A 22950-nucleotide genomic window follows, 5' to 3' on the forward strand; every position below is an offset into this window, starting at 1 on the left:
TAGGTCAGGGCGGCTCGGAGGGGCTGCGCGGTAGGCGCAGGACGGCTCGGGCGCCGCCATCGGGGGCGTTGGAGAAGCGCAGGTCGATGCCCAGGACGGCGGCCTGTCCGACGGCGATGGTCAGGCCCAGGCCATGGCCCTTGCCGCGGCCCGGGGCGTCGGTGCGGAAGCGCTGGGGGCCGTGGTGGAGCAGCTCAACGGGGTAGCCGGGCCCGTGGTCGCGTACTTCGATGGCCGGGGGGCCGTCGGGTGGGGCGTCGACGGTCACCACGACCGGGGGCCGGCCGTGCCGGTGAGCGTTGAGGACGAGGTTGGCGAGGATGCGGTCGAGGCGGCGGCGGTCCGTCTCGACGACCACGTCGGAGCGGATCCTCACCTCGGTGTCGAGGCCGGTGGCGCGTACGGAGCGTTCGACCAGCGTGCCCAGTTCGTACGTGGCGAGATCGGCGTGCTCGGTACCGGAGTCCAGCCGGGAGATCTCCAGCAGGTCCTCGGTGAGACGGTGCAGCGCCCGCAGCCGGTCGTTGATCATCTCCTTGGGGCGGCCCTCCGGGAGCAGCTCGGCCGAGGCGAGGATGCCGGTGAGGGGCGTACGGAGTTCATGGGCGACATCGGCGGTGAAGCGCTGTTCGGCCTGCAGCCGGCTCTGCAGCGAACCGGCCATCGAGTCCAGGGCGGCGGCCACCGCCGCCACCTCATCCCGCCCCGCCGGACCGCCGCCGAGCCCCTGACCTGCATCGCTGCCGACCCGGGCGTCCAGGTCACCGGCCGTGATCCGGCGCGCGACCGCCGCCGTGGTGGTCAGCCGACGGCTGATGCGATGGGCGAGGGCCAGCCCGGCGAGGGCCACCACCGCGGCGGCGAGTACGGCCGAGCCGAGGATGGCGGTGTCGAGCTTCTCCAGGGAGCGGTGGGTGTTGTCGTAGGAGTGCCAGACGGCCATCACCTGCCCGTCGGCCGGCGCCGCCGCCCACATGACGGAGTGGCCCCGATATGTGCCGACCATGCTGCCGCGCTTGCCGGAGCGCACCAACTCCCGCAGTTTGTCCGGGAGTTCAGATGGGTTGAGGACGGAGTTGATGCCCTCGCGCGAGGTGCCGTACTCGAAGGCGTCCAGGGCGGTGTCGAGGTTGGTGCGGGTCTCCTTGCGGAGCGCGCCGACGGTCTGACGGGCCACCACGTCGTGGGCGAGGACGCCGAGGACGGCGGCGACCGCGCAGCTCACCGCCATCACGGTCAGCGCGATCTTCCAGCGCAGGGAGACCGCCGGGCGCCTCATGTGCCGCCGCCACCGGTGTCCGGGGCCAGCCGCTTGCGGGGCTCGTCGAGGGTGAGGTCCCACAGATCCATCGAGTCGCCGTCCCAGACGTAGTCGGTGACGGCGACGTAGCGCGGATCCATGGTGGGCTCACGGATGGAGAGGTGACCGGCCGCCAGTTCGACCCCGGCCAGTACGGCACGCAGTGCGAGCACCCGGGTCACCACCCCGCGCCGCACGGTGTAGACGCGCAGCTCGCTGTTGCGGGGGCCGTGATCGATGGCGGTGATCAGATCCGGCCTGCCGTCGTGCGTGACGTCGTACAGCTGCGGGCTGCGTACGTCCGCCGGGGCGGGCGGACGCCTGCCTTCCGCGGTGAAGTCCGCGGCGACGACGGCGAGCGGGTCCGCGTCCGCCATGCTGCCGCCGGGGACGCGCGGGACACCGCGTACGGGTTCGAGCACCGAGGGCCTGTCGTCCCGGCCGAGGGGGGCGGGCGAGTACTCCGGCCACAGCGCGAGCGGGGCCTTGACGTCCCGGGCCCGCCCATCGTTCTCCAGACCCTCCAGTCCGGCGCATCCGCCGAGGAGCAGGAGGAGGGGGAGGAGGGGGAGCATGTGGCATCGCCACCGTCGCATGGCATTGCCACCGCCTCCCTGACTCCGTGCCCACGTACTGCCGCACATGCGGGCATGACCGCCACAAACCAGGACGAACCGACCTGGCCACACCACGCTATCCAAGGTGGCTGGAGGGGGAATCTTCAGCGCGGCCATTCCGATGGCGGTGACGAAGCGGAGGCGGTGAAGCCCCGGAGGCAGGTAGCGCCGGAGGCGGGTGGCGGCCCGGCAGCACCCTCTGCTGCCCCCGCGGCCCCGCACCCCGTAACCCCGCCACCCCCGCCACCCCCGCCACCCCCGCCGCGTTGGCAGCTTTTGCGGAGTTTGGCGGGCCTTGCCGGACGGCCCGTCACAGGACCGATCCCAGAGATCTTGCTGACTGTTACACAACGTATGGATCGCCGTTAAGGACGCTCCGTAACGTGCTGTGCCGTAAGACGCCCCAATTGGCGGCCCGAGCCGCCCCGACGAGGAGTACCCATGCGGGCCCAGCGCCGCTCCGTGATCCGTACCGCCACCGTCGCGACCGGCGCGCTGGCAGTCCTGCTGCTTCCCGCAGGCTCCGCCTTCGCCGCCGATTCCACCGCGCCCACGGAGAGCCGGACGTCGATCATGCTGCCCGACAACGGGCTGGCCGGACTGGCCGAGAAGGCCGGCCACCTGCCCAAGGCGGGAGTGCTGGGCGGTGTCGGCGCGCTGGGCGTGGCGGGCACGGTCGTCGCCGTACACCGCCGGCGCCAGGAGGCCCGGGGCGGCCAGGCCTGAGCTGCCGGGCCTGAGCCGCCGGGGCGGAGCACGCGCGCCCGACCGGCGGGTCCGCCCGCCGTTCCCGCCCGGCTACTCCCCTACCAGCCGCTGCACGTCCTCGTACCCCAGCACCGCACGGCCCGTTCCGGACACATCCGGCAGCTCCCGCTCCGTACGGATGGCGTCCGCCGCCCCGAGGGCGGCCTGCAGGGCCGTACGGAAGAGCAGCGAGCCGGTGCTGATGCGGCGTACGCCCAGCTCCGCCAGCCGGCTGACGGTGTGCCGCCCGGGGGCGAAGAGGATGTTCACCGGCGCGGGAACCCCGGCGACCAGTGCCGCCACGTCATCGTCGGCGACGACACCCGGCACGAACACCCCGTCCGCGCCCGCGGCCAGATAGCTCTCGGCGCGCGCGAGCGTCACCGACAGCGGCGGCGGGGCGTCCACCAGCCAGTGGGTGTCGATCCGGGCGTTGAGGAACAGCCCCGGCGCGCGCTCCTTCGCCGCGCTGATCAACTCGGCCTGGCGGGCCGGGTCCTGCAGCCCCGCGCCGCCGGGCAGCCCGTCCTCCAGATTGATCCCCGCGGCCCCGGCCTCCGCCAACTCGCCCGCGAGTTCGGCGACTTGGGCCGGATCGCCGCCGAAGCCGTTCTCGATGTCGACGGTGTAGGGGCAGGCCAGCCGGCCGTTGAGGCGCAGCGCCAGGGCCAGCGTCGCATCCCGGGCCTCGGCCATACCGCGCCCGTCCGGATAGCCGTGGGCCGCGGCGACCCCCAGGCTCGTCGTACCGATCGCCGCATATCCGTCCGCGGCGAGTGCGACGGCCGAGGCGACGTCCCAGGCATTGGGCAGCAGCAGCGGCTGGTCGGCGTGGTGCAGCGCGTGGAAATGGAAGGTGGCGTACTCCGGGGAGGTGCTCATACGGGCACCGTAGGCATGTCTCCCTTCGGTAGGCACCGAAGACTCGCGGCGGAGATTCGAGTCATGACCACTCCGGCGTACAGCACCCGGCTCGCGCGGCTGGCCGCGCTGCTCGCGGACCGCGCCCGAGCCTCCTTCTGCCCGGCGCTCCATGAGCTGCTGGGGATCGACGGGGCGGCGGCGGGTCTCGTGTGACGGCGGGGCGGCCGGGGGGCCGTGAAATCCCCGCGCTCCCGCCCGCTCCTGCCGCGTACCGTACGGACATGATCGACACGCCACGCCCCGAGGGGGCCCCGACCCTCACTCTCTGGCGCCCCACCGGCCCCGAGGAGCTCGCCCTGGTCGAGGCGTCCGGCTGGCGCGCCTGGCCGCCGCGCCTGCCCGACCAGCCGATCTTCTACCCCGTCCTCAACGAGGACTACGCGATACGCATCGCCCGCGACTGGAACGTCCCGGCCTCCGGGGTCGGCCATGTCACCCGCTTCGCCATCGACGCGGACTTCGCCGAGCGCTACCCCGTCCGGCAGGCGGGCGGCCGGACCATCCTCGAACTATGGGTCCCCGCCGAGGAGCTGGACGAGTTCAACCGCCATATCGTCGGGCGTATCGAGCTGGTCCACACCTTCCGCCCGCCGCAGGAGCCGTGACGGGGCGACGGCTCACCCCCCGGGGCCCCCGTCGCAGGCCCCGGGCCGCCCGTACACCGTGATCCGGGCGCCGCGGACCTCCGTGGTGCGGCAGCGTTCGAAGGCGGTGCGCAGGGTGGCCCGCTTGGCGATCTCCTGGTCGTTGTCGTCGGCGGGCTGGCCGTCGGGGTCGCCGGCGACGACGATGCGGCGGGTGGCCAGCATGCGCGCGCGGATGGCGTCGCCGGAGAGCTCGGTTCCGTAGAGGGTGCGGGAGTCCACGGGGCTCTCGGCCAGGGCGAGGTCGTCGAGACCTCGGAACTCCTGGGGCAGGGTCGCCGCCCAGATGCGCCGGCGGGACGGCATGAACAGCAGGCCGTCGCCGGGCTCGGCCGCCTCGCGTACGGCGTGGGCGACCGCGGTGACGTCGTCGACCCGGCTGTCCGCGGTGCGGAGGCGGACGTTCACCGGCAGCAGCGCCGCGACGGCCAGGGCCAGCGCCAGCGTGCGCCGCAGCCGCCGCGCACGGGTCTGCCCCTGTTCACCCGCCGGGCGGAGCAGCCGGGCCAGCGCCCCGCCCGCGAGGAGCGCGAATCCGACGACGTAGAAGAGGACGTAGCGGTCGACGTAGGCGGGCTCGACGTGGGAGAGGAGGAGCAGAAGGAGGGTGGGCAGGAGGAGCAGGGGGACGCCCAGGGCGCGCAGGCCGATCGGGCCGCGGGAGAGCACCCGGACGCGGGCGCAGGCCAGGCCGAGGACCGCGAGCACGGCGAAGGTCAGCAGCTGCAGGGGATCCGGCCACATCAGCCAGCTGAGCTGCGCGGACTGCCGGGTGCTGAAGACCGCGAGCGGGGCCAGACCGGCGAGGACGGTGCCGGCGGCCAGCGCCCAGGCCCGCAGCACGCGACGGGGCAGGCGCGCCAGCACGACCGCGGCGCCGTGTACGGGCAGCGCCAGACACGCGAACTCGTGCAGCAGGCAGGCGAACAGCATCAGCGCCGTATAGCCGAGCCACAGTTTTCTGCGCGGCCGGGCGGCGGCCACCACCAGCAGGTACGTGGCCCAGACGACCGCGGCGCAGACCGTCGCGTACGAGCGGCCTTCCTGCGCGTACTGCTGCACGACCGGGACCAGCGCGAAGGTGAGGCCCGCGAACAGACCCGCCCGCCGCCCGACCAGCCGTTGGCCCAGCAGGGCAACGCCCGCCGCGGCGGCGGTCATCGCGACCGCGGACGGCAGTCGCAGGCCGACGGCGGTACCGAGGGCGTCGCCGAGCGTGGCGTCACAGAGGCGGAACCACACGTGCATCAGCGCGTAGTACAGGCCGTGTACGACATCGACGTGCAGCAGCGTGGCCCACAGATCGGCGGGCGCGCGGTGCGCCATGTCGTAGGTGACCGCCTCGTCCCGCCAGATGGCGCCCTGCCGGCGGATCCCCCACGCCGCCAGGAGCAGCATCAGACCGGACGGCATCAGCACCACCGCGCCCTGGGCCAGCCACGCACGGCGCGCGGCCAGGGCGGACGCGTACGCCTGCGGCTGCCGTGCCGGCGGGTGCGGTGCCGGCGGCTGCTGCTCGGCCTGGGCTACGTCGATGACGGGCTCCGGTGACGGAGAGTTCCGGGGGGCGGAGGGGGTGTGGCGTGTGCCGGGGCTCCGGTGACGGAGAGTTCCGGGGGGGGGCCGGAGGGGATGTGGTGTGTGCCGGGGCTCCGGGGACGGGCAGGGGATGCCCGCCGGGCCGGAGCCCCGGCGCACTCACCCGAGCCGGGTCAGCTTCGCTCCGAAGCCCGGCTCGACGAGGTCCTTCTGCAGGGCCACCGGCACCTTCTGGGTGCTCTCGCCGTTGCCGACCGTCAGCACGCCCACCTTGGTACCGGCCTTCACCTCGTGCGGGAGGGTCTTGCCGCCGTTGCCGATGCTCAACTTCAGCTTCTGGCCCGGGACTCCGATCGCCTTCAGGTCCTTGGTGGCGACGACCGGCGTCAGCCCGCCCAGGCCGTCGTCGACATAGCCGACGACCTGCCCCTTCTTCACCGCCGTGGCAGAGGTGAGCGCCTCGCGCACCGCTTCGATGACCGTCTTGCTGTTGTCCTTGACCATGGTGAGGCTGTTGGAACCGTTGGGGTCCAGGCCCTTGAAGTGCTGGTCCATCATCGTGCCGAGGATCAGCCGGTCCTTGCCGTCCACCGTCTTGTAGGCCGCCCACGACAGCGTGCCGCCGGCCGCCGTGCTGGAGCCGGTCTTGATGCCCTTGATGCTCAGACCGGGCGCCAGCAGCAGGTTGTCGTTGTTGTTGTTGATCGGCTCCGGAAGGCCCGGAATCTTGGCGTTGGGCATGGCGACGACCGGGCGGAAGGCCTCGAACTTCATGACGGCCTCGGCCAGCTTGAGCTGGTCGACGGCGGTGCTCACGGTCTTGGAGTCCAGGCCGCTGGGGTCGGTGTAGGTGGTCTTCGTCATGCCCAGGTCCTTGGCGGCGTCGTTCATCTTCTTGACGAACGCCGCCTCGTTGCCGGACTTGGTGTCCCAACGGGCCAGCAGCCGGGCGATGTTGTTGCCAGACGGGATCATCAGCATCTTGATCATGTCCTGCTGGCTGAACTTCTGCCCCGCCTTGAGCCCCTCGATCCGCGACTCGCTCTCGGAGCCGCCCTCGGCCACCGCCTTGGCGTCGACCTCGATCTCCGGGCCCTTCTCGTCCTTCTTGAGCGGGTGCTCCTTGAGGATGACGTAGGCCGTCATGATCTTGGCGACGCTCGCGGTCGGCACCGGCTTCTGCTCGCCGAACGTCCCCAGCTCACCGGAGCCCACGACCTTGATCGCCGCCTGCCCCTTCTCGGGCCACGGGATGGAGAGCTTGCCGCCCTCGAAGGTGAACGAGGACTTGGCGTCGCCGAGGACGACCATCGGGGCGGGCAGCGGCCGCACCGCCTGGACGACCACGAAGATGATCGCCAGCAGCACCGCCAGCGGGGTCCAGATCTTGAACCGGCGGACGACCGTGCGCAGCGTGGTCTCGGGCGGCGGCGGGGTGTTGGTGAGCTTCGCCAGGAGGTCGAGCGGCGGCAGGGGTTGCTGCTTGGTCCGCTCCGACTCGGGCAGCGCGCCGGAGGCGGCCCCGGCAGTGGCACCCGTGGCGGCGGGCGGCATGGCACCCGGCCGGCCCGCGGACTGGGGCGCCGCGGTCGGCTTCGCGGCGGGGGCGGCGGACGACAGGGAACCCGGGGCCCGGTCGGCACGCGCCCCGCCGGACGCCTCACTCTCGCCCTTGCCCTTGCCCTCGCCCTTGCCCGGAGCCTTGTCCGCGGGCTCGTCCGGCTTCGCGGCCGGCTTGGTCGCCGGCTTCTCCGCGGGCTTCTCGGCGAGCTTGTCCGCGGCTTTCTCCGCGGCCTTGTCGGGCGTACGGGTGGCGGGGGTCTTGGGCGCCGTCTTGCCCAGCGACCTGCCCGCCGTACCGTCGTCATCCGCCGACTTCAGCGCCACGAACTGGCTGGTCCGCTCGGCGTCGCGCTCGGGGGCGTCCTTGGTGTCGCCCTTGGCACCACCCTTGGGCCCGGCCTCCCCGCCCTTGGTCTCGGGCTGGGTCTCGGGCTCGGTCTCGGTCTTGCTCTCGGGCTTGTCCTTGGACTTGTCCGTGGGCTTCTTGTCCGTGGGCTTGCCCTTGGCGGACGGGGGGACCTTGAAGACGGCGGTCGCCTGGTCGACGGGCTCGGCCGACGCACCCTTCCCCTTAGCCGATTTCGCAATAGCAAACACTCGGGTCGCGTCATCCACCGCCGACTCACCGGCCTCGGCGTCGACCTCGGCGGGCTTGCCCTTCTGCGGCCCGACGGTCTTGAAGACAGCCGTCGGCTGATCAACAACCTCGGGCTCAGCCTCAGACGCAGCCTCGGGCTCAGACTCAGACGCAGCCTCGGCCTTGGGCTTGACCTTGGACTCAGGCTTGGCCTTGGGTTCAGGCTTGGCCTCGACCTTCGGCTCGACCGCGCCCGCGACCTCGACGTCAGCCTCGGCCTCATCCTTGGCGTCAGCCTTCGCCCCGGACTCGGCACTGCCGCCGTCCCCGTCGGCCTGGGACTCCCCGCCCGCCTTGCCGGAGCCTGCAGCCCGCTCCTCGGACTCCGACTCCCGCGCCGACCCCTTCCCCGGCTCCCGCTCCTTCTTTGCGGAAGCGTCGTCGGCTACCTCGTCGGCCGCCTCAGTCGACACGTCGGCAGACGCGTCGGCAGACGCATCCGCAGCCCCGTCGGCATCACCATCGGAACCGGCGGCACGGTCAGCGTCGTCGTCGGAACCGGCGGCACGGTCGTCGGCGTCACCGCCGTCGTCGCCGTCGGCGTCACCGCCCCCGTCGCTGTCGCCGTCCTCGTCGCCCTTCTCCGCGACCCAGGCGGCCACAGCGGCCCGCAGGCGCTCGTCGCCGCCCTTGGCGCCCTCGCCGTCCCCAGAGGCCTCCTCAGCCCCCTCAGTCCCCTCAGGCACCTCGGACTCCGCCGCCGGCTTCGCTCCCGATTCCTTCGCCGGCTCGTCCGGCTCCCCTCGGAAGACCGACAGGCGCGGATCACGTTCACTCCGCGCCGTCTCCCCCGACGACTGCTTCTTGTCCGACTTGTCGGGGGACTCGCCCGCCACCGATGTCTCCTTCATACGTCGCACTGCTGCCTGGCCCAGTGTTTCCAAGTGTCCTGTGTCCGCGGGACGCCGACTCGCCGCCACGCGAACCGGTATCCGCCGCACCCCACGGATAGCTGTCGCCTACGTGCAAGACGAGAACGACATACCTACCGGTTCCCTAACGAACCCCCCACGCACTCTCGACAGATGAATGTGAGAGGGGTCACCCTGTCATTCATCCACGCGGGGAGGCATGGATGGGCAGGAGCCGCAGAACAATTCCGGAGGAGCTTCTGCTGCTCGCTTTGGACCCGACAACGGGCACCACAGCGCAGCCGCAGTCGCTCGACCTCGGCCTGGCCGGGGCCCAGCTAGTAGAGCTGGCTCTGGCAGGACGGATAGCCCCAGATGGGGATCGTATCGCCGTGGTGATGGCACGGCCGACAGGAGATCCGACTCTGGACTCCGCGCTTGAACTGCTGCGCCGACGCGGCAGTCCGGTGCGCGCGGTCCACTGGATCGGCGGGCCCCGGCTGGGGCTGCGCCAGACGTACCTCACGCATCTCGAACGGTGCGGCATGGTCCATGCCGTGGCGGGACAGATGTGCGGGGTGCTGCCGACGACGCGCTACCAAGCGACGGAGACGGCCATCAGCCGGGAAATCAGGGCCCGGCTGGACAACGCGATCCGTACCGGCGTACCCCCGGACCCGCGGACCGCGGCGCTCGCCGCGCTGGCCCATGCGGTCGGACTCGGCAAGCACCTCTACCCAGGGAACGAGGGGCGGTCATCGCGCTCCCGTCTCCGGGATCTGATCCGTCACGACCCGATGGGCGGGCTGGTCGCACACGCCGTCATGGATGTGCAGAACGGCGTCGGCGCACAGCCCCGGCGGTCGCAGGCCGCCGGGGCGGGAGCGGTACGTCAACCGGCGTCCCGTGCCACGGCGGAGCCGGCCGGCGCGCCGGGGCACGGCCACGGCAGGCGGGCCCGAGTGGGCGCCCGCTGACGCCGTAGGACGCCTACGAGGTCCCGTACCCCACCGGTACAGCGCAACCTCCGCACCAGCCGCACCACCGTCCCCACAGTCCCGTTCGGGAGCCGCAGCAAGGAGCGCGGGTGGCGGGCCGGGCCGTTCTGGACGACGGCCCGGTCCGCCACTCGCGCATATGCTCGCTCGCCTTCTGTGTGCGTTTCACTGCGCGGCGTGACCTTGTAGTGGCAGTCTGCTGAACAGAAACGACAGCAGTACGGAGCCGGAGGTGCACTTCCCGTGGCGTCCAATGTCAATCCCACCGTCAGGCGACGCCGGTTGGGCCAGGAGCTGCGAAGGCTCCGCGAGCTCAAGGGCATGACGGCTGAAGAGGTGGCCGAGCGGCTGCTGGTCTCCCAATCGAAGATCAGCAGACTCGAGAACGGCCGCCGCAGCATCAGCCAGCGCGATGTCCGCGATCTTTGCGGGGTCTACGAGGTCGAGGACCACCGGATAGTCGATTCGCTGATGCAGATGGCGAAGGACTCCCGCCAGCAGGGCTGGTGGCATGCCTTCGGCGACATCCCGTACAGCGTCTACATCGGTCTGGAGACCGAGGCGGCCTCACTGCGGATCTACGAGTCGCTGCTGGTGCCCGGACTGCTGCAGACCCCCGGCTACGCCGAGGCGGTCATTCCCGGCACCGTCCCCGAGCTGGCGCCGGACCACCTGGAGAAGCGGATCCAGGTACGGATGCGGCGCCAGGAGCGGGTCAACGACCCCGAGCGCCCGCTGCGGCTGTGGGTCGTGCTGGACGAGAGCGCGCTGCGGCGGGTGGTCGGCAGCCACCTGATCATGCGCGAGCAGCTCGACCATCTCGTCGAGATGAGTCATCTGCCGCATGTGACGGTCCAGGTCCTTCCGTACAACGCCGGAGCACATGCCGGAATGTCGGGAACGTTCTCCATCCTGGAATTCGATGACGCCTCCGATTCCAGCGTGGTGTACATCGAGGGCGTCACGAGCGACCTCTATCTGGAGAAAACCAACGACGTGCACAAATACACCATCATGTACGAGCATTTGCGCGCACAGGCGTTGAGTGCGGAACAGAGCCGGGAGTTCATCGCCACCGCGGCGAAATTCCATGCGGATGAGATGGGGTGAGGCCCGGACATGGGGAAAATGGGGCGGAATGCGAGATTCCGGATAACGGGTTCGCACGGTACACCCGCCCCCTCCTCCATGAAAAGGGATCAAGAACTATGCCATTCGGACGGGTGAACGGCCTCTGCGGCTGGTGATGTTGGCGCGTAGCGTCATCACTACCGAATCCGCGGTAACTCAGAGTGAGTTGGAGTGAACATGGCCGTGCAGCCGAATTCCGCATTCTCCTGGACCAAGTCCTCGTACTCCGGTGGCAATGGCGCTTGCGTGGAGATCGCCCTCCCCACCACCGCCGCCATCGCAGTACGCGACTCCAAGGACCCCGAGGGGCCGCGCCTCACGTTCGACAACTCGTCCTGGAGCCGCTTTGTGTCGGACGTCGCCGACGGCGCGTTCGACGTGGCGTGACCTGAACCGTCACGGTCCACAACCCGCAGATACGAGCCCTCTCGACTGGATCGCCGTCCCGGCCGAGGGGGCTCGGCCATGCCCACGCCCCGTGAGCAAACCTCAGCGCAATTCGGCCACGTACCGGTCCGTTCCCGGGACGGTCGGCACGAAGGGCGCCACCAGCTCCACCCGCCCCAGCCCCGACTCCGCCACCTCCTCCCCCAGGCCGCCGAAGTGCTCCGCCCAGCCCACGCGCGGATCCCGCTGGAGGAACCACAGCAGCGTGAGCCGGGTGCCGACGCCCTCGACCTGCTTCACATACGTCATGCGGTCCCCCGGCAGCGGGGTGGGCCGGAAGACCATGACCATCGCCGCCGGCGAGCCCGCCAGCCGCCGCGGCAGATGCCGGGCGCGCAGCCACTCCAGCAGCCGGGCCCGATCCTCCGGGCCGTCCGCGTCGACCACCTCCAGCACCAGCCCGGCGTACGGATGGTCCAGCGCATGGAAGTCCCGGGGTCCCGCGGCGCCGTCCCGGTAGACCGTCGCGACATGGTCCTGGAAGGCCGTGAAGACATGCGTACGGTCCTGATAGACCCGGCCGTCCCGGTTGAGGCGCTTGTTGATGCCGACGGTCCACTTCATGTGCTCGTCGTAGCGGCCTTCGGTGAGCCAGTACGTGGAGAGGTAGCAGCCGGCCGTGACCGGCTGGGCGATGGCGGACTTCTCCGGGTAGCGCAGCAGCTGCAGCTCGCGGGTGGCGACCCAGCGGCGGCCGGCGAACATCCAGGGCATCGCCATCGCGCCGGCGATGTAGTGGTCGTCCTCGTACCAGCGGTTGTAGGCGTACTCATGGCCCGGGTGCGGTTCGACCATGGTGATCAGCGCATGGCCGGGGTGCACACCGTAGGGGCCGACAGCGGCCAGCTCGCCGTACGCGGCCACCCGGGTGTCGACGGCGGCTTCGGCGCGGTCCGCGGCGGCGGCTGCGGCGTGGTCCGTGGCTGCGGCTTCGACGTGGTCCGTGGTGGCGGCTTCGGCCGTCCCTGCGGCGGCGGTTGCGTCCTTGGGCGTTCCCCTGCTGTCTGCGGTCATGACCGACAGATGTAGCTGACATACCGTCAGAATGGGAGAGATGCGGCGCCTCCGCGCGTTCACCATGCGGGCACTCCTGCACGCCTCCCCGCGCCCCGCTTAAGCTGCCTGCCCTCTGCAGCTAACGTCGGTTAACAGCAGACCTGAGCGATTGGAGCTGCCATGCCGGACGCGCCCCCTGCCGACGCCCGCACGCCCGTCCCCGAGCTCGCCGCGCGTGCGGCACGGACCGGCAGCTCCCCCGTACGCGACATCCTGGCGCTCACCGCCCGGCCCGAGGTGATCTCGTTCGCCGGCGGACTGCCCGCGCCGGAGCTGTTCGACACGGAGGGCATAGCCGACGCCTTCCGGCAGGTGCTGGCCGAACAGCCGCGGCAGGCCCTGCAGTACTCCACCAGCGAGGGCGACCCTGCGCTGCGCGCGGCCGTCGCGGCGCGCTACACGGCGCGCGGGCTGCCCACCGAAGCGGCCGATGTGCTGGTCACCACCGGCTCCCAGCAGGGCCTGTCGCTGCTGGCCACCACCCTGCTGGAGCCCGGTGACGCGGTGCTGGTCGAGGACCCCTGCTACCTCGCGGCGCTGCAGGTCTTCTCGCTCGCCGGTGCCCGCGTGGTGCCGGTGCCAACCGACGACGAGGGGCTGGACCCGGCCGCGCTCGACGAGATCGCCGCGCGCGAGCGGCCCAAGCTGCTCTACGCCATCCCCACCTTCCAGAATCCGACCGGCCGCACGCTGTCGGCCGAGCGGCGGGCCGCGGTCGCCGAGGTCGCCGCCCGGCGCGGCCTGTGGATCGCCGAGGACGATCCGTACGGAGAGCTGCGCTTCGAGGGCGAGACGGTGCCTTGGGTGGCGTCCTTCCCCGGGGCCGAGGACCGTACGGCGCTGCTGGGCTCGTTCTCCAAGGTGACGGCGCCCGGGCTGCGGCTGGGCACGCTGCGGGCGCCGGCCGCGCTGCGGCGTGCCTGCGTCATCGCCAAGCAGGCCGCCGATCTGCACACCTCCACCATCGACCAGGCGGCCGCGGCCCGGTACTTGGCGGTCGCGGACCTGGACGCCCATCTGGCGCGGGTGCGCGGCGCGTACCGCGAGCGGCGGGACGCCCTGGTCGACGGGCTGGCCGCGGCGCTCCCCGAGGGCTCGCGGTGGAACCGTCCGGCGGGCGGCATGTTCGTCTGGGCGACGCTGCCCGAGGGGTACGACGCCACGGCCCTGCTGCCCGGGGTCGTACGGCAGAACGTCGCCTACGTGCCCGGGGCGCCGTTCTTCGCCGGGACGCCGGACGCCGCCGCCGTCCGGCTGTCGTTTGTGACGCACCCCCCGGAGGAGATCCGCCAGGGCCTGGAGCGACTGGCGACGGCGCTGGGGAGTGTCGGCCACCGGGAGGGGTGAGGGGGCGGCCGCCTGGCATCCCGGCGGCGGCAACCCGGTTGCGCTGCAAGTCCGTTGCCCTGCAGGTCCGTTGCCCTGCGAGTCCGTTACCGCAGGCGGTGCGGAGCCGTGCGGGGAGGGAGCCGTGCGGGGAGATCGCACCCGGCCGGCCGGATGCCGCGCCGCTATGGCTTTCCCGTACCCCCGGCCCTACCCTGACGCTCCGTCAGACGCGGTCGGAAGCGGACCGGCCGGCCTGCCCGGCCAGGAGGCAGAGATGCTGCTGCGGAACAAGACCGTCGTCGTCTCGGGCGTCGGGGCCGGGCTCGGCCATCAGGTCGCGGCGGCCTGTGTGCGGGACGGCGCCTCGGTCGTGCTGGGGGCCCGTACGGAGGCGAACCTCGCCGCATCGGCCGCGCGGATCGACCCTTCGGGCGAGCGTACGGCCTGGCGGGCGACCGACATCGGCGACGAGGCGCAGTGTGAGGCGCTGGCCGCGCTCGCCGAGCGGCGCTTCGGCGGCATCGACGCGGTGATCCATGTCGCCGCCCTGGACTCGCTCTTCGGCGGCCTGCGGGAGGCCGACTTCGACTCCTGGCGCGACGTCGTGGACGTCAACCTCTTCGGCACGCTGCGGATGACCCGCGCCTGTCTGCCCTCGCTCACGGCGCGCGGCGGCGGATCGGTGGTGATGATCGGCACCCAGTCGTCGGTCGCCGCGCCCTCGCAGGTCCGGCAGGCGGCGTATGCGGCGTCCAAGGGCGGGCTGGTCTCGGCGATGTACTCGCTGGCGCGCGAGCTGGGACCGGACCGGATCCGGGTCAACACCGTGCAGCCGGGGTGGATGTGGGGGCCGCCCGTCGAGGCGTACGTACGGTTCCAGGCACATACCGAAGGCGTCCCGGAGTCCGAGGTGCTCGCCCGGCTCGCCGACCGGATGGCGCTCCCCGAGCTGGCGACGGACGCGGACGTGGCGGAGACCGCGGTCTTTCTGGCCTCCGACCGGGCGCGGGCCATCACGGGCCAGTCGCTGCTGGTCAATGCGGGCGAGCTGATGCGGTAGCCGTCCGCGCTGCCCTCGCGCGCGACCGGATGACGCTGCCCGAGCTGACGACGGACGCGGACGTGCGCGAACCGGCCCGAACGGCGCTCCTCCCGACCTCCCGACGGTCAAGCGAACGCCCGGCGCCCCTCCCCGCTGGTTCGGCTTTCTGAGCGTATGCGCTGCTGACCGAACGGCTGCTGCCGCACGGCCTGCTGGGCCTGGTCACCGTCGGCTTCTTCTCCCACACGATGGCCATGTGCTCCTCGGACGCCAACGCCATCTCCGCGGTGGTCACCCGCGATATCGCACCGGCGCTCTCGGCGAAGGCGCGCGGCTGGCCGCACCGGGCCGGGCTGCTGGCCGCGCGGCTGTCGACCGTCGCCTTCCTGGGCCTGTCGATGGCGATAGCGACCCAGGTCAACTCGCCCACGTTCAAGGACATCATCACCGTCGTCATCAAGTGGGTGGCGGGACTGGTCGGGCCGATCTCCGTCCCGTTCCTGCTCGGCTTGCTGCGGGTGTTCCGCAGGTCCGGGCCCACGGCGGCGCTGGGGTCCTGGGCAGCCGGTCTGTTCGCGTTCTGGCTGACCAACTACGGCCTGACCGGCGTCCAGTTGCAGATCCAGATCGTCTCGCCGGTCGCCACCTCGCTCGTGCTCTTCCTCCTGATCGGTCTCCTACGGCCGTAGGCCACGGCGGAACGGGACGCGGTGCTGGCACGGATCAACTCCGCGGCGACGAGGGCGACGAGGGTTACGGCTACTGCGGGGCAGCGGCTGCGGTGGCGGCGGCTGCGCGGCGGGTGGAGCCGCGGCGGCTGCCGCACGTACGGCGGGGCTTCCCGCGCAGGGGGACGGCGGGTCTCCTGCGCGGGAAGACGGTGCGGGGGATACGCCCGACCCGGGACTCAGGTCATCGTGACGGTGGCCAGCAGCGCGCCCCCGGCGAACACCTCCACCCAGAAGTAGAACCACGACGGGTACCAGGACCCCGGCGCCTCGGCGAGGCGGGCCGCGAGGCGGCCGCCGGCCATCCCCAGCAGCGCGACGGCGACCGCGAGCACCGCGCCGCGCCGCAGGAGGTCCGCCGGATCGACGGCCGCCCAGCCGAGCAGCGCGGCCATCGCCACCCCGAACCCGCCGTAGACGGCCCGCACTTCGGTACGGGCCGTCGCCCCGTCCAGCCCGATGCCGAACGGGCGGACCAGACGGGCGGGGGCGGCCAGCCCGTACAGCCCCGCCGCGAGGAAGAAGAGGGCGAAGGCGAGGTGTACGGCGGTGAGGGGGAGCGCCGTGCCCGGGCCGGACGCCATGGGGATCATCAGAGGAATCTTCATACCGGGGAGGATGCCGTGCAATGAGCAGCACCTTCCACGGCACGTTCGGGCTCCGGCCGAGCCGCTTGCCGGGCGCCGAGTGCACCGTGCGTCATCGTCGATGAGGTGGCGGGGCAGGCGGGAGCCTGGGCGCCGGGTGTACGACGCGGCCGCCGGCCTCAGGCCCGCGGGTAGGCGTAGCCGGCCTCAGGCCCATGGGCGCTGGCCTCAGGCCCGTGGGTAGCCGTAGCCGGCCTCAGGCCCGTGGGTAACGGGCGAGCCACCCCGGCGACGAGCCGGCCGGGCCGTGCAGCGCCGCGCCCTGCGTCATCTCCATGGAGAAGTCGTCGGCCAGCTGCAGGATCGTCTCCCGGCCCTCCAGCTCGACCAGCCACACCGGCGGCAGGGCCGTCTCACCGTGCAGGGTGCCCAGCAGATTGCCGCAGATGGCGCCGGTGGAATCGCTGTCACCGCTGTGGTTGACGGCGAGCAGCAGGCCGTGCCGGATGTCCTCGGCGACCAGTGCGCAGTACACGCCGATCGACAGCGCCTCCTCGGCCGTCCAGCCCTCGCCCAGCGACTCCACCCGGGCGGGCGTCGGCATGCCCTGCCGTACGGCGCCGAGCGCGCGCTTGAGGGCGTCGGTGGTCTCCTCGTGGCCGGGGCGGGTGGCCAGGTGCGCCAGTGCCTTCTGTACGGCGCTGTCGAGGTCCTCGCCACGGGCCAGCGAGTGGCTGATGACCGCGAACGCGCCGGCCGCCAGATAGCCGGTGGGGTGGCCGTGCGTCTGCGCCGCGCACTCGACGGCGAGCTGGAAGACCAGCTGCGGCTCCCAGCCGACCAGCAGCCCGAACGGCGCGGAGCGCATCACGGCGCCGCAGCCCTTCGAATCGGGGTTCTTGGGCTGTTCGAGCGTGCCCATCACCTCGTCGCCGAGCCCGGTCAGGCAGGCCCGTCCGGGCGCGCGGCGGGAGTAGAGCCACTCCTCGCGGGCGAGCCAGCCGTCGTCCTTCCTGCGCTCGTCCGGGCCCCAGTCGTGCTGGGTGGCGGCCCAGCGCAGATAGGCGCGGTGGACGTCGGTGGGCGGATGCCAGGCGCCCGTGTCGCGGCGCACCTGGGCCCGGATCAGGCCGTCGACGGTGAACAGGGTCATCTGGGTGTCGTCGGTAACCGCACCCCGCCGCCCGAAGGCGGGCACGAAGTCCGTGACGCCCTCCTGGCCGTGCGCCTCGCGTATCGCGTCCAACGAGTCGAATTCGATACCGGCGCCGAGCGCATCGCCGATGGCGCCGCCGAGCAGACAGCCGCGTACCCGGCTGCGGAAGTCCTGCTGTTCCGCGCGCCCCCAGATGGCGCCGCCTCCCGCTGCGCTCATGCCGACACTCCCCCTGGGAGTACCGGCCAGCGGTGGCTGGGGGACTTCGGCCGGGGGGACCCCCACGCCCGCTCGGCCGCGCACCCGCGCGGCGCGCACCTCTGCATGGCACGCTCGCTGCGCTCGCTCACTGCGCCCTCCCGAAGCTGACGACGTCCAGGGGCCTTGCCAGGGCCCCTGGCGCAGCACTGTAATCGACCAGGATTGATCAATTTCCGGCCAGGTGAGTATGCGAACAGTCACTGGCTCGGCGGCTTTTATCCGCCGTATCCGCCCCTGTCCCTCCTGTTCCTGCTCCTGCCCCGGCCCCGGCCCCTGGGAAGGAACCGCATGACACCGCGCTGCGCCGTACTCGACGACTACCAGGGCGTCGCCCTCTCCATGGCCGACTGGTCGCCTTTGTCCGGCACCGTGGACGTCCGTACGCTGCGAGAGCCGTTCCGCTCCGAGGACGACGTGGTCGCGGCGATCGGCGACTGCGAGATCGTCGTCGCGATGCGCGAGCGCACCCCGTTCCCCGCCTCGCTCCTGGCCCGGCTGCCGCGTCTCCGGCTGCTGATCACCTCCGGTATGCGCAACGCCGCCATCGACCTGGAGGCCGCCGCCCGGCACGGCGTCACCGTCTGCGGTACGGCCAGCAACACCGAACCTCCCGTCGAACTGACCTGGGCGCTGATCCTCGGCCTCGCCCGCAACGTCGTCACCGAGAGCACCGCGATGCGCACCGGCGGCCCCTGGCAGAGCACGCTCGGCGCCGATCTGCACGGCCGTACGCTCGGGCTGCTCGGCCTGGGCAAGATCGGCACCCGGGTCGCACGGATCGGCCAGGCCTTCGGCATGGACGTCGTGGCCTGGAGCCGGAACCTGACCGCCGAGCGCGCCGCGGAGGCGGGTGTACGCGCCGCCGCCACCAAGGAAGAGCTCCTTGAGGCCGGCGACTTCGTCTCTGTACACCTCGTCCTCAGCGACCGCACCCGCGGTCTGCTCGGGGCGGACGAACTCCGCCGGATACGGCCCACCGGCTATCTCATCAACACCTCCCGTGCCGCCATCGTCGACCAGCCCGCGCTGCTGCGGGCACTGCGCGAAAACTGGTTCGCCGGCGCCGGCCTCGACGTCTTCGACCACGAGCCGCTGCCCGCCGACCACCCGCTGCGCACCCTTCCGAACGTTCTCGCCCTCCCCCACCTCGGCTATGTCACCCGCCGCAACTACGAGGGCTACTTCCAGCAGGCCGTCGAAGACATCACCGCCTACCTGGCGGGCAGCCCGATCCGGCAGGTGGGCGGCCGACGATGACCAGCCCGTTCTCACCACCCCTTTCCGATATCTCACGTTCGTGCCGCTCATCCATTCGATGATGGTCAGGGCGCCTGCTGGGCATGCTCTCCCCATGTCCGAGTACGAGTGGGATCGCACCACCATGGCTGTCGTCGCCTCCGCGCTCTCCGGAGACAGCGACGGCGCGGTGGAACTCCTTCGGCCGCTCCCCCAGCGCGATGTCTGCCACATCGCGGTACGGCTCGCCGCGATGGCCGCCGACGCGCTGATCGTCGCCGCCCAGGACAGCGGAGGCGACCGCGAGGAGGCCCTGTCCCAGTGGCAGCAGTGCATCCTGCAACACGAGGCGGAGTACGAGGGCGAGTAGCCGATTACGAGGGCGCGTACGAGAGCCCGTCCGGCCCGCCGCCGGCCGCTTCCGCCATCCTGCGTATCAGCCCGTCGCGTATCGCCTCCAGCCGCTCGGCGTCCGCACCCGGAAGCCGCGCCAGCTCGCGCACCCCCAACTCGGCCCAGGCCAGCGGCTCCCAGGGGCCCCCGTCCAGCAGCTCCGCGATCACACCGTCGGCACCCGCCCAGTCCCCTAGGGCACAGCGACTGATGACGGCGACTGCTACGGCGAATGCTGTGCTCAGGGGGGCGTGCGGAGGGCTTTGGGGGTCCAGCGGGTTGGGTGCGTGCAGTGGGTTTAACGGGCTTGGTGGGCCTTGCGGGCTTGGCGGGCTCTGTGGGTTCAGAGTGCTCGGGTCGTTGTCGTTGCCCGTAGGGGCGCCCGCCGGGACGGGGTGTATCGCGTCGGCCCGCAGTGCCTCCCAGGCGGAGGCGAACTCGGCCGCATCCACACCGCCCAGCGCCCCGGCCAGCAGCGCCGCCTCGTACCGGACCATCAGACCAACGAGCGCATCGTCCTGGCCGAGGAGCGCACCGGCCTGGTCGGCGAGCGGACCGTCCTGGCTGGCGAGCACACCGTCCACGTCAGCGAGCGGACCGCCCTCTTCTCTCGGTGTCTCGGCGACCCCGAACGCCCCGAACGCCCCGAACGGTCCAACCGCTCCGGCTGCTCCGGCTGCTCCGAACGTCTCGCGTGCCGCGTCGAGGTGCCCGGAACGGCGCAGGCAGCCGGCCTTGAGGACCAGAAGAGCGGTGGTCGGGCCGCCCTCGGCGAGCGCGCGATCGAAGTCGGCCAAGGCACGGGAATCGTCGCCCCGCAGGACATGCACCTTGCCGCGTTGGGCGAAGGCGAAGGCGAAAGCGGAGGCGGAGGCCATGGCTGAAGCTGAGACCTGGGTCGGGGCTGGGGCCGTGGCTGAGGCCGGGACCGTGGCGGAGGCCGTGGCTTCGGTGTCCTCGGGCGGCTGTTGGGTGGCGAGTTCGATGAGCCGGTCGTAGTCCGCCAGCGCTTCGGACAATCGCCCTGTGTGCAGGTTGGTCTCTCCCCGGGCCGCCAGGGCCCGGGCGGAGTCCGGGGTGAGGCGCAGGGCGGCGGAGAGTGCGAGGCGGGCCTCCTCGGCGCGCCCCAGCGTCTGGAGCACCAGGCCGCGCTGCTCATGCGCGGGACCGGTGCGGTCCGCGTCGAGCTCCAGCGACCGGTCGAGTGCCTCGAGGGCCTCTTCATGACGGCCCAGAGCATGCAGGGCGATACCGCGGGCCCTATGGGCCCAGGCGTATGCGGGGTCGGCGGCGAGGGACCGTTCGGCCTCCACGAGCGCCTGCTCGTAACGCCGCATGTCCAGGTAGGTGTTGCAGCGCTCACCCCACACCCAGGGGTCCTCCGGCTGGAGTTCGCACGCGCGCCCGAGGGCGGCCAGCGCCTCGTCGTAACGGCCCATCACGCGCAGGGTGATACCGCGGCGGGCATGCGCCCAGATATAGCCGGGGTTGATCGCCAGGGCGCGGTCGAACTCCGCGAGGGCGAGGTCGTAGCGCCCCATCTCGCGGTAGGTCGCGCCCCGCTCGGCCATCGCCCAGGCGTACTCCGCATTGATCTCGATGGCGCGCTCCAGACCCGCCAGGGCCTCCTCATGGTGCCCGAGGCGCCGAAGGCACACGGCGCGGCTGGCCAGGGTGAAGGCATGCCGGGGGCGGCCGGACAGGGCCCGGTCGAATTCGGTGACGGCCTGTTCCAAGCGCCCCATGAGGCGGTAGACCTCACCAAGTTGGGAGGCGGCATCCACCGAGTCCGGGGTGATCTCCAGGGCTCGGACGTAGTCCTCGGCCGCGCGCTCGAAGGCGCGCATATAGCGGTGGGTCAGCCCCCGGCCGAGCAGGGCGGGGACGTTGTGCGGCGCCAGCTCCAGGCAGCGGTCGTAGTCGGCGAACGCCTGCGGCCAGGCTTCGGCCTTGCGGTACTCCCCGCCCCGGATGCGGTGGATACGGGCCTGCTCGGCCGCCTCCCCGCCTGGCCGGGCGAGCAGCGCGGTGAGCACCGCGATCAGGCCGCCCCCGCCCTCGGTCAGTTCGCCGGCCAGCCGGTCGCCCCACCCCCTGACCTCGTCCGCGCCGGCGTCCTCTCCGGCCTGGCGCAGGCTCTCCGCCACTCTCCGTACGACGGACCGCTCGTACTCGGCCGCATCCACGATGTCTGCCAGCGCCGAGGGCAGAGCTTGCTGAGGATCCGCGCACAGCGCGTGGTAGGTCTCCCGCAGCCGGTGCTCCACCCAGCGTTCGTCCGTCCAGGACCGCACCGGGTCGGCGTCGGCGGCGCACTCCGAACGGTGGCGCCGGGCGGCCTCGGCGAGGCGGCGGTGGCGCGCCGTCCAGGTCTGCGGTGATCTGCGCCGCTGGAGGCGCAGCATCGCCGTCCGCACCACCTCGTGGTACTGCCACCGCCCCGCCCGGTCGGCGACGAACGGCAGTCCGCACAGCCAGCCGAACAACTCGGCGGCGGCCGTATCCACCACGGCCCGGAAGACGTCCTCGTCCAGATGGCGGGGCAGCGCGGCCGCCAGTGCCGCCTCACGGCGGACCAGGTCCGTCTCCCACTTCAAGAACCGCTCGACGGCCGTGTCGCTGGGGTCGTCGACGGCCTCGGCCGCGCGGGGGCGGCTCTCGGCGAGGGTGGAGACCAGCACCGGCAGCCCGCCGGACAGCCGAAGGATCACCTCGACGACGCGTTCGTCGACGACGCCCCTGGTCGCCAGGAACTGCCGCGCCTCCGCCTCGGTGAAGGCGTCGAGCCCCAGCTCCGCCACACAGTCGAGGTGGTCGGCCCAGCATCGGCGGTCCAGGGCCGTCTGTCCGGCCAGCGTCACCACCACATTGGGCGCCAGCGGGCCGTACCGGTCGGTGACCAGGACGTCGCGAAGCCAGACGTCCAGCAGCGGCCCGGTCCGTTCGTAGGTGTCGAAGAAGAGGGCCAGCCAGGGCACCTCGTCGGCGACGGCGCTCATCTCCCGGACGAAGACCGGGGTCAGGACCTCCAGCGGCGACATCACCAGCTGGACGTCGTCGTGGTTGCGCAAGCGGGCGCTGAGCAGCCCGCGCAGCCGTTCCGCGCCGCGTGCCACCTGGCGGGGGTCGAGCGCTCCGGTGACGGCTCCGACGCCGGGCAGCAGACCGAGGCCGGCGAGCCCGGCCTGAGCCGCGATCACGCTGCCGGGCGAGGGGGCCGGCCCCCGGGAGTCGCCCGGCTCCACCGCCACGGAAGACTGCTCCTCCGCGGCCACGACCGCCGCCTCGACCTCGTGCCGCCGCTCCCGGTATGCGGTGAACAGCTTGTCGAAGGCCTTCAAGGGCCTGCCCTGAGCCGCGAGTTGGCCGCTCACGGCGGCCATCGCGTCGGGCACGCCGTGCACCGCCTCGTCGATGTACGCGGTCGGCGCGCCCTGCTCCCGCGCGGTGTTCTCGAACTGCCGGATCAGGGAGGTCTTGCCGACGCCCGCCTGGCCGTGCACATGGAACAGGAACTGGTGCGCCGGGTCCTCCACGACCCGCGCGAAGTTGTCGCGGAAGACCGCGATCTCGCCCCGCCGCCCGACGAACCCCTCCCGCCGTCGGAGCCGGATCAACTCCTGCCGCGACATCCTGCTGCGATCCACGCTTTCCACCCCCTTCGCGTCGGCGCCTTCGCCGCCCTGCTCACGCAGATTAACCCTCGGCGGAGTCGCGCGTGCGGGCCTGTGGATAACTCCGGATCAGCCGGCGGATCGCCTGTC

At 72.1% G+C, this 22950-nt stretch carries 20 protein-coding genes; 11 read left to right on the forward strand and 9 right to left on the reverse strand.

Annotated elements, in window-relative coordinates; translation table 11 throughout:
* Positions 1-4 precede the first annotated feature (4 nt).
* A complete protein-coding gene (locus ACWD6P_RS11005; RefSeq protein ID WP_451443735.1) occupies positions 5-1279 on the reverse strand; it encodes a sensor histidine kinase in 1275 nt (424 codons plus the stop codon).
* Positions 1276-1875, reverse strand: a complete 600-nt coding sequence (locus ACWD6P_RS11010) for a hypothetical protein (protein WP_451443736.1) — start codon at positions 1873-1875, stop codon at positions 1276-1278. The genes ACWD6P_RS11005 and ACWD6P_RS11010 overlap by 4 nt, the downstream gene beginning before the upstream one ends.
* Before the next feature lie 483 nt (positions 1876-2358).
* Here ACWD6P_RS11010 and ACWD6P_RS11015 point away from each other — a divergent pair, with 483 nt between their 5' ends.
* The gene (locus ACWD6P_RS11015) at positions 2359-2643 is read left to right on the forward strand and encodes a hypothetical protein (RefSeq protein ID WP_451443737.1); all 285 of its coding nucleotides are present in this window, start codon (positions 2359-2361) and stop codon (positions 2641-2643) included.
* A 72-nt stretch (positions 2644-2715) separates the two neighbouring features.
* On the opposite strand, the gene ACWD6P_RS11020 is transcribed toward ACWD6P_RS11015, so the two are convergent.
* On the reverse strand, positions 2716-3546 hold the full coding sequence (locus ACWD6P_RS11020; protein ID WP_451443738.1) for an isocitrate lyase/PEP mutase family protein: 831 nt from the start codon (positions 3544-3546) through the stop codon (positions 2716-2718).
* 63 nt (positions 3547-3609) lie between these two features.
* On the opposite strand from ACWD6P_RS11020, the gene ACWD6P_RS11025 reads away from it, so the two are divergent.
* Positions 3610-3741: a hypothetical protein gene (locus ACWD6P_RS11025; protein ID WP_451443739.1), complete on the forward strand. Its 132-nt coding sequence runs from the start codon at positions 3610-3612 to the stop codon at positions 3739-3741.
* A 68-nt stretch (positions 3742-3809) separates the two neighbouring features.
* Positions 3810-4193 carry an ADP-ribosylation/crystallin J1 gene (locus ACWD6P_RS11030; RefSeq protein WP_451443740.1) on the forward strand — a complete coding sequence of 128 codons (384 nt, stop codon included), beginning with the start codon at positions 3810-3812 and terminating at the stop codon, positions 4191-4193.
* A 12-nt stretch (positions 4194-4205) separates the two neighbouring features.
* On the opposite strand, the gene ACWD6P_RS11035 is transcribed toward ACWD6P_RS11030, so the two are convergent.
* Complete coding sequence (locus tag ACWD6P_RS11035; RefSeq protein WP_451443741.1) at positions 4206-5645, reverse strand: glycosyltransferase family 39 protein; 1440 nt, start codon at positions 5643-5645, stop codon at positions 4206-4208.
* 285 nt (positions 5646-5930) lie between these two features.
* Positions 5931-8822 carry a D-alanyl-D-alanine carboxypeptidase gene (locus tag ACWD6P_RS11040; RefSeq protein WP_451443742.1) on the reverse strand — a complete coding sequence of 964 codons (2892 nt, stop codon included), beginning with the start codon at positions 8820-8822 and terminating at the stop codon, positions 5931-5933.
* Positions 8823-9046: 224 nt separating this feature from the next.
* Here ACWD6P_RS11040 and ACWD6P_RS11045 point away from each other — a divergent pair, with 224 nt between their 5' ends.
* From ACWD6P_RS11045 to ACWD6P_RS11055, 3 genes are all read left to right on the forward strand, one after another.
* Positions 9047-9799: a GOLPH3/VPS74 family protein gene (locus ACWD6P_RS11045; protein ID WP_451443743.1), complete on the forward strand. Its 753-nt coding sequence runs from the start codon at positions 9047-9049 to the stop codon at positions 9797-9799.
* A gap of 264 nt (positions 9800-10063) precedes the next feature.
* Entirely contained in the window at positions 10064-10930 is an 867-nt protein-coding gene (locus tag ACWD6P_RS11050; RefSeq protein WP_451443744.1) for a helix-turn-helix domain-containing protein, read from the forward strand.
* A gap of 198 nt (positions 10931-11128) precedes the next feature.
* Complete coding sequence (locus ACWD6P_RS11055; RefSeq protein WP_451443819.1) at positions 11129-11338, forward strand: DUF397 domain-containing protein; 210 nt, start codon at positions 11129-11131, stop codon at positions 11336-11338.
* Positions 11339-11440: 102 nt separating this feature from the next.
* Here ACWD6P_RS11055 and ACWD6P_RS11060 read toward each other — a convergent pair whose 3' ends face one another.
* Positions 11441-12412 carry a hypothetical protein gene (locus ACWD6P_RS11060; protein WP_451443745.1) on the reverse strand — a complete coding sequence of 324 codons (972 nt, stop codon included), beginning with the start codon at positions 12410-12412 and terminating at the stop codon, positions 11441-11443.
* 162 nt (positions 12413-12574) lie between these two features.
* Here ACWD6P_RS11060 and ACWD6P_RS11065 point away from each other — a divergent pair, with 162 nt between their 5' ends.
* From ACWD6P_RS11065 to ACWD6P_RS11075, 3 genes are all read left to right on the forward strand, one after another.
* Positions 12575-13801 (forward strand): aminotransferase-like domain-containing protein, encoded by a 1227-nt coding sequence (locus ACWD6P_RS11065; protein ID WP_451443746.1) that lies wholly within the window; start codon positions 12575-12577, stop codon positions 13799-13801.
* A 256-nt stretch (positions 13802-14057) separates the two neighbouring features.
* Positions 14058-14843, forward strand: a complete 786-nt coding sequence (locus ACWD6P_RS11070; protein WP_451443747.1) for an SDR family oxidoreductase — start codon at positions 14058-14060, stop codon at positions 14841-14843.
* 236 nt (positions 14844-15079) lie between these two features.
* Positions 15080-15514 carry a hypothetical protein gene (locus tag ACWD6P_RS11075; protein WP_451443748.1) on the forward strand — a complete coding sequence of 145 codons (435 nt, stop codon included), beginning with the start codon at positions 15080-15082 and terminating at the stop codon, positions 15512-15514.
* Positions 15515-15732: 218 nt separating this feature from the next.
* Here the strand turns inward: ACWD6P_RS11075 and ACWD6P_RS11080 are convergent, their stop codons facing one another.
* Together ACWD6P_RS11080 and ACWD6P_RS11085 are read right to left on the reverse strand one after the other, a co-directional pair.
* The gene (locus ACWD6P_RS11080; RefSeq protein WP_451443749.1) at positions 15733-16161 is read right to left on the reverse strand and encodes a DUF4345 family protein; all 429 of its coding nucleotides are present in this window, start codon (positions 16159-16161) and stop codon (positions 15733-15735) included.
* A 235-nt stretch (positions 16162-16396) separates the two neighbouring features.
* Positions 16397-17515, reverse strand: a complete 1119-nt coding sequence (locus ACWD6P_RS11085; RefSeq protein ID WP_451443750.1) for an ADP-ribosylglycohydrolase family protein — start codon at positions 17513-17515, stop codon at positions 16397-16399.
* 330 nt (positions 17516-17845) lie between these two features.
* Between ACWD6P_RS11085 and ACWD6P_RS11090 the strand changes: the two genes are divergently transcribed.
* Complete coding sequence (locus ACWD6P_RS11090; protein WP_451443751.1) at positions 17846-18814, forward strand: D-2-hydroxyacid dehydrogenase family protein; 969 nt, start codon at positions 17846-17848, stop codon at positions 18812-18814.
* A gap of 94 nt (positions 18815-18908) precedes the next feature.
* A complete protein-coding gene (locus ACWD6P_RS11095) occupies positions 18909-19163 on the forward strand; it encodes a hypothetical protein (protein WP_033271241.1) in 255 nt (84 codons plus the stop codon).
* A 4-nt stretch (positions 19164-19167) separates the two neighbouring features.
* Here ACWD6P_RS11095 and ACWD6P_RS11100 read toward each other — a convergent pair whose 3' ends face one another.
* Complete coding sequence (locus tag ACWD6P_RS11100) at positions 19168-22833, reverse strand: tetratricopeptide repeat protein (protein ID WP_451443752.1); 3666 nt, start codon at positions 22831-22833, stop codon at positions 19168-19170.
* Positions 22834-22950 lie beyond the last annotated feature (117 nt).

It is taken from the genome of Streptomyces sp. NPDC002446 (genome assembly GCF_053595675.1).

Bases quoted from the DNA above. Each gene is read 5' to 3' on its own strand.
- ACWD6P_RS11005 (WP_451443735.1), bottom strand. From the start codon at position 1,279: ATGAGGCGCCCGGCGGTCTCCCTGCGCTGGAAGATCGCGCTGACCGTG.
- ACWD6P_RS11010 (WP_451443736.1), bottom strand. From the start codon at position 1,875: ATGCTCCCCCTCCTCCCCCTCCTCCTGCTCCTCGGCGGATGCGCCGGA.
- ACWD6P_RS11015 (WP_451443737.1), top strand. From the start codon at position 2,359: ATGCGGGCCCAGCGCCGCTCCGTGATCCGTACCGCCACCGTCGCGACC.
- ACWD6P_RS11020 (WP_451443738.1), bottom strand. From the start codon at position 3,546: ATGAGCACCTCCCCGGAGTACGCCACCTTCCATTTCCACGCGCTGCAC.
- ACWD6P_RS11025 (WP_451443739.1), top strand. From the start codon at position 3,610: ATGACCACTCCGGCGTACAGCACCCGGCTCGCGCGGCTGGCCGCGCTG.
- ACWD6P_RS11030 (WP_451443740.1), top strand. From the start codon at position 3,810: ATGATCGACACGCCACGCCCCGAGGGGGCCCCGACCCTCACTCTCTGG.
- ACWD6P_RS11035 (WP_451443741.1), bottom strand. From the start codon at position 5,645: ATGCCGTCCGGTCTGATGCTGCTCCTGGCGGCGTGGGGGATCCGCCGG.
- ACWD6P_RS11040 (WP_451443742.1), bottom strand. From the start codon at position 8,822: ATGAAGGAGACATCGGTGGCGGGCGAGTCCCCCGACAAGTCGGACAAG.
- ACWD6P_RS11045 (WP_451443743.1), top strand. From the start codon at position 9,047: ATGGGCAGGAGCCGCAGAACAATTCCGGAGGAGCTTCTGCTGCTCGCT.
- ACWD6P_RS11055 (WP_451443819.1), top strand. From the start codon at position 11,129: ATGGCCGTGCAGCCGAATTCCGCATTCTCCTGGACCAAGTCCTCGTAC.
- ACWD6P_RS11060 (WP_451443745.1), bottom strand. From the start codon at position 12,412: ATGACCGCAGACAGCAGGGGAACGCCCAAGGACGCAACCGCCGCCGCA.
- ACWD6P_RS11065 (WP_451443746.1), top strand. From the start codon at position 12,575: ATGCCGGACGCGCCCCCTGCCGACGCCCGCACGCCCGTCCCCGAGCTC.
- ACWD6P_RS11070 (WP_451443747.1), top strand. From the start codon at position 14,058: ATGCTGCTGCGGAACAAGACCGTCGTCGTCTCGGGCGTCGGGGCCGGG.
- ACWD6P_RS11075 (WP_451443748.1), top strand. From the start codon at position 15,080: ATGTGCTCCTCGGACGCCAACGCCATCTCCGCGGTGGTCACCCGCGAT.
- ACWD6P_RS11080 (WP_451443749.1), bottom strand. From the start codon at position 16,161: ATGAAGATTCCTCTGATGATCCCCATGGCGTCCGGCCCGGGCACGGCG.
- ACWD6P_RS11085 (WP_451443750.1), bottom strand. From the start codon at position 17,515: ATGAGCGCAGCGGGAGGCGGCGCCATCTGGGGGCGCGCGGAACAGCAG.
- ACWD6P_RS11090 (WP_451443751.1), top strand. From the start codon at position 17,846: ATGACACCGCGCTGCGCCGTACTCGACGACTACCAGGGCGTCGCCCTC.
- ACWD6P_RS11095 (WP_033271241.1), top strand. From the start codon at position 18,909: ATGTCCGAGTACGAGTGGGATCGCACCACCATGGCTGTCGTCGCCTCC.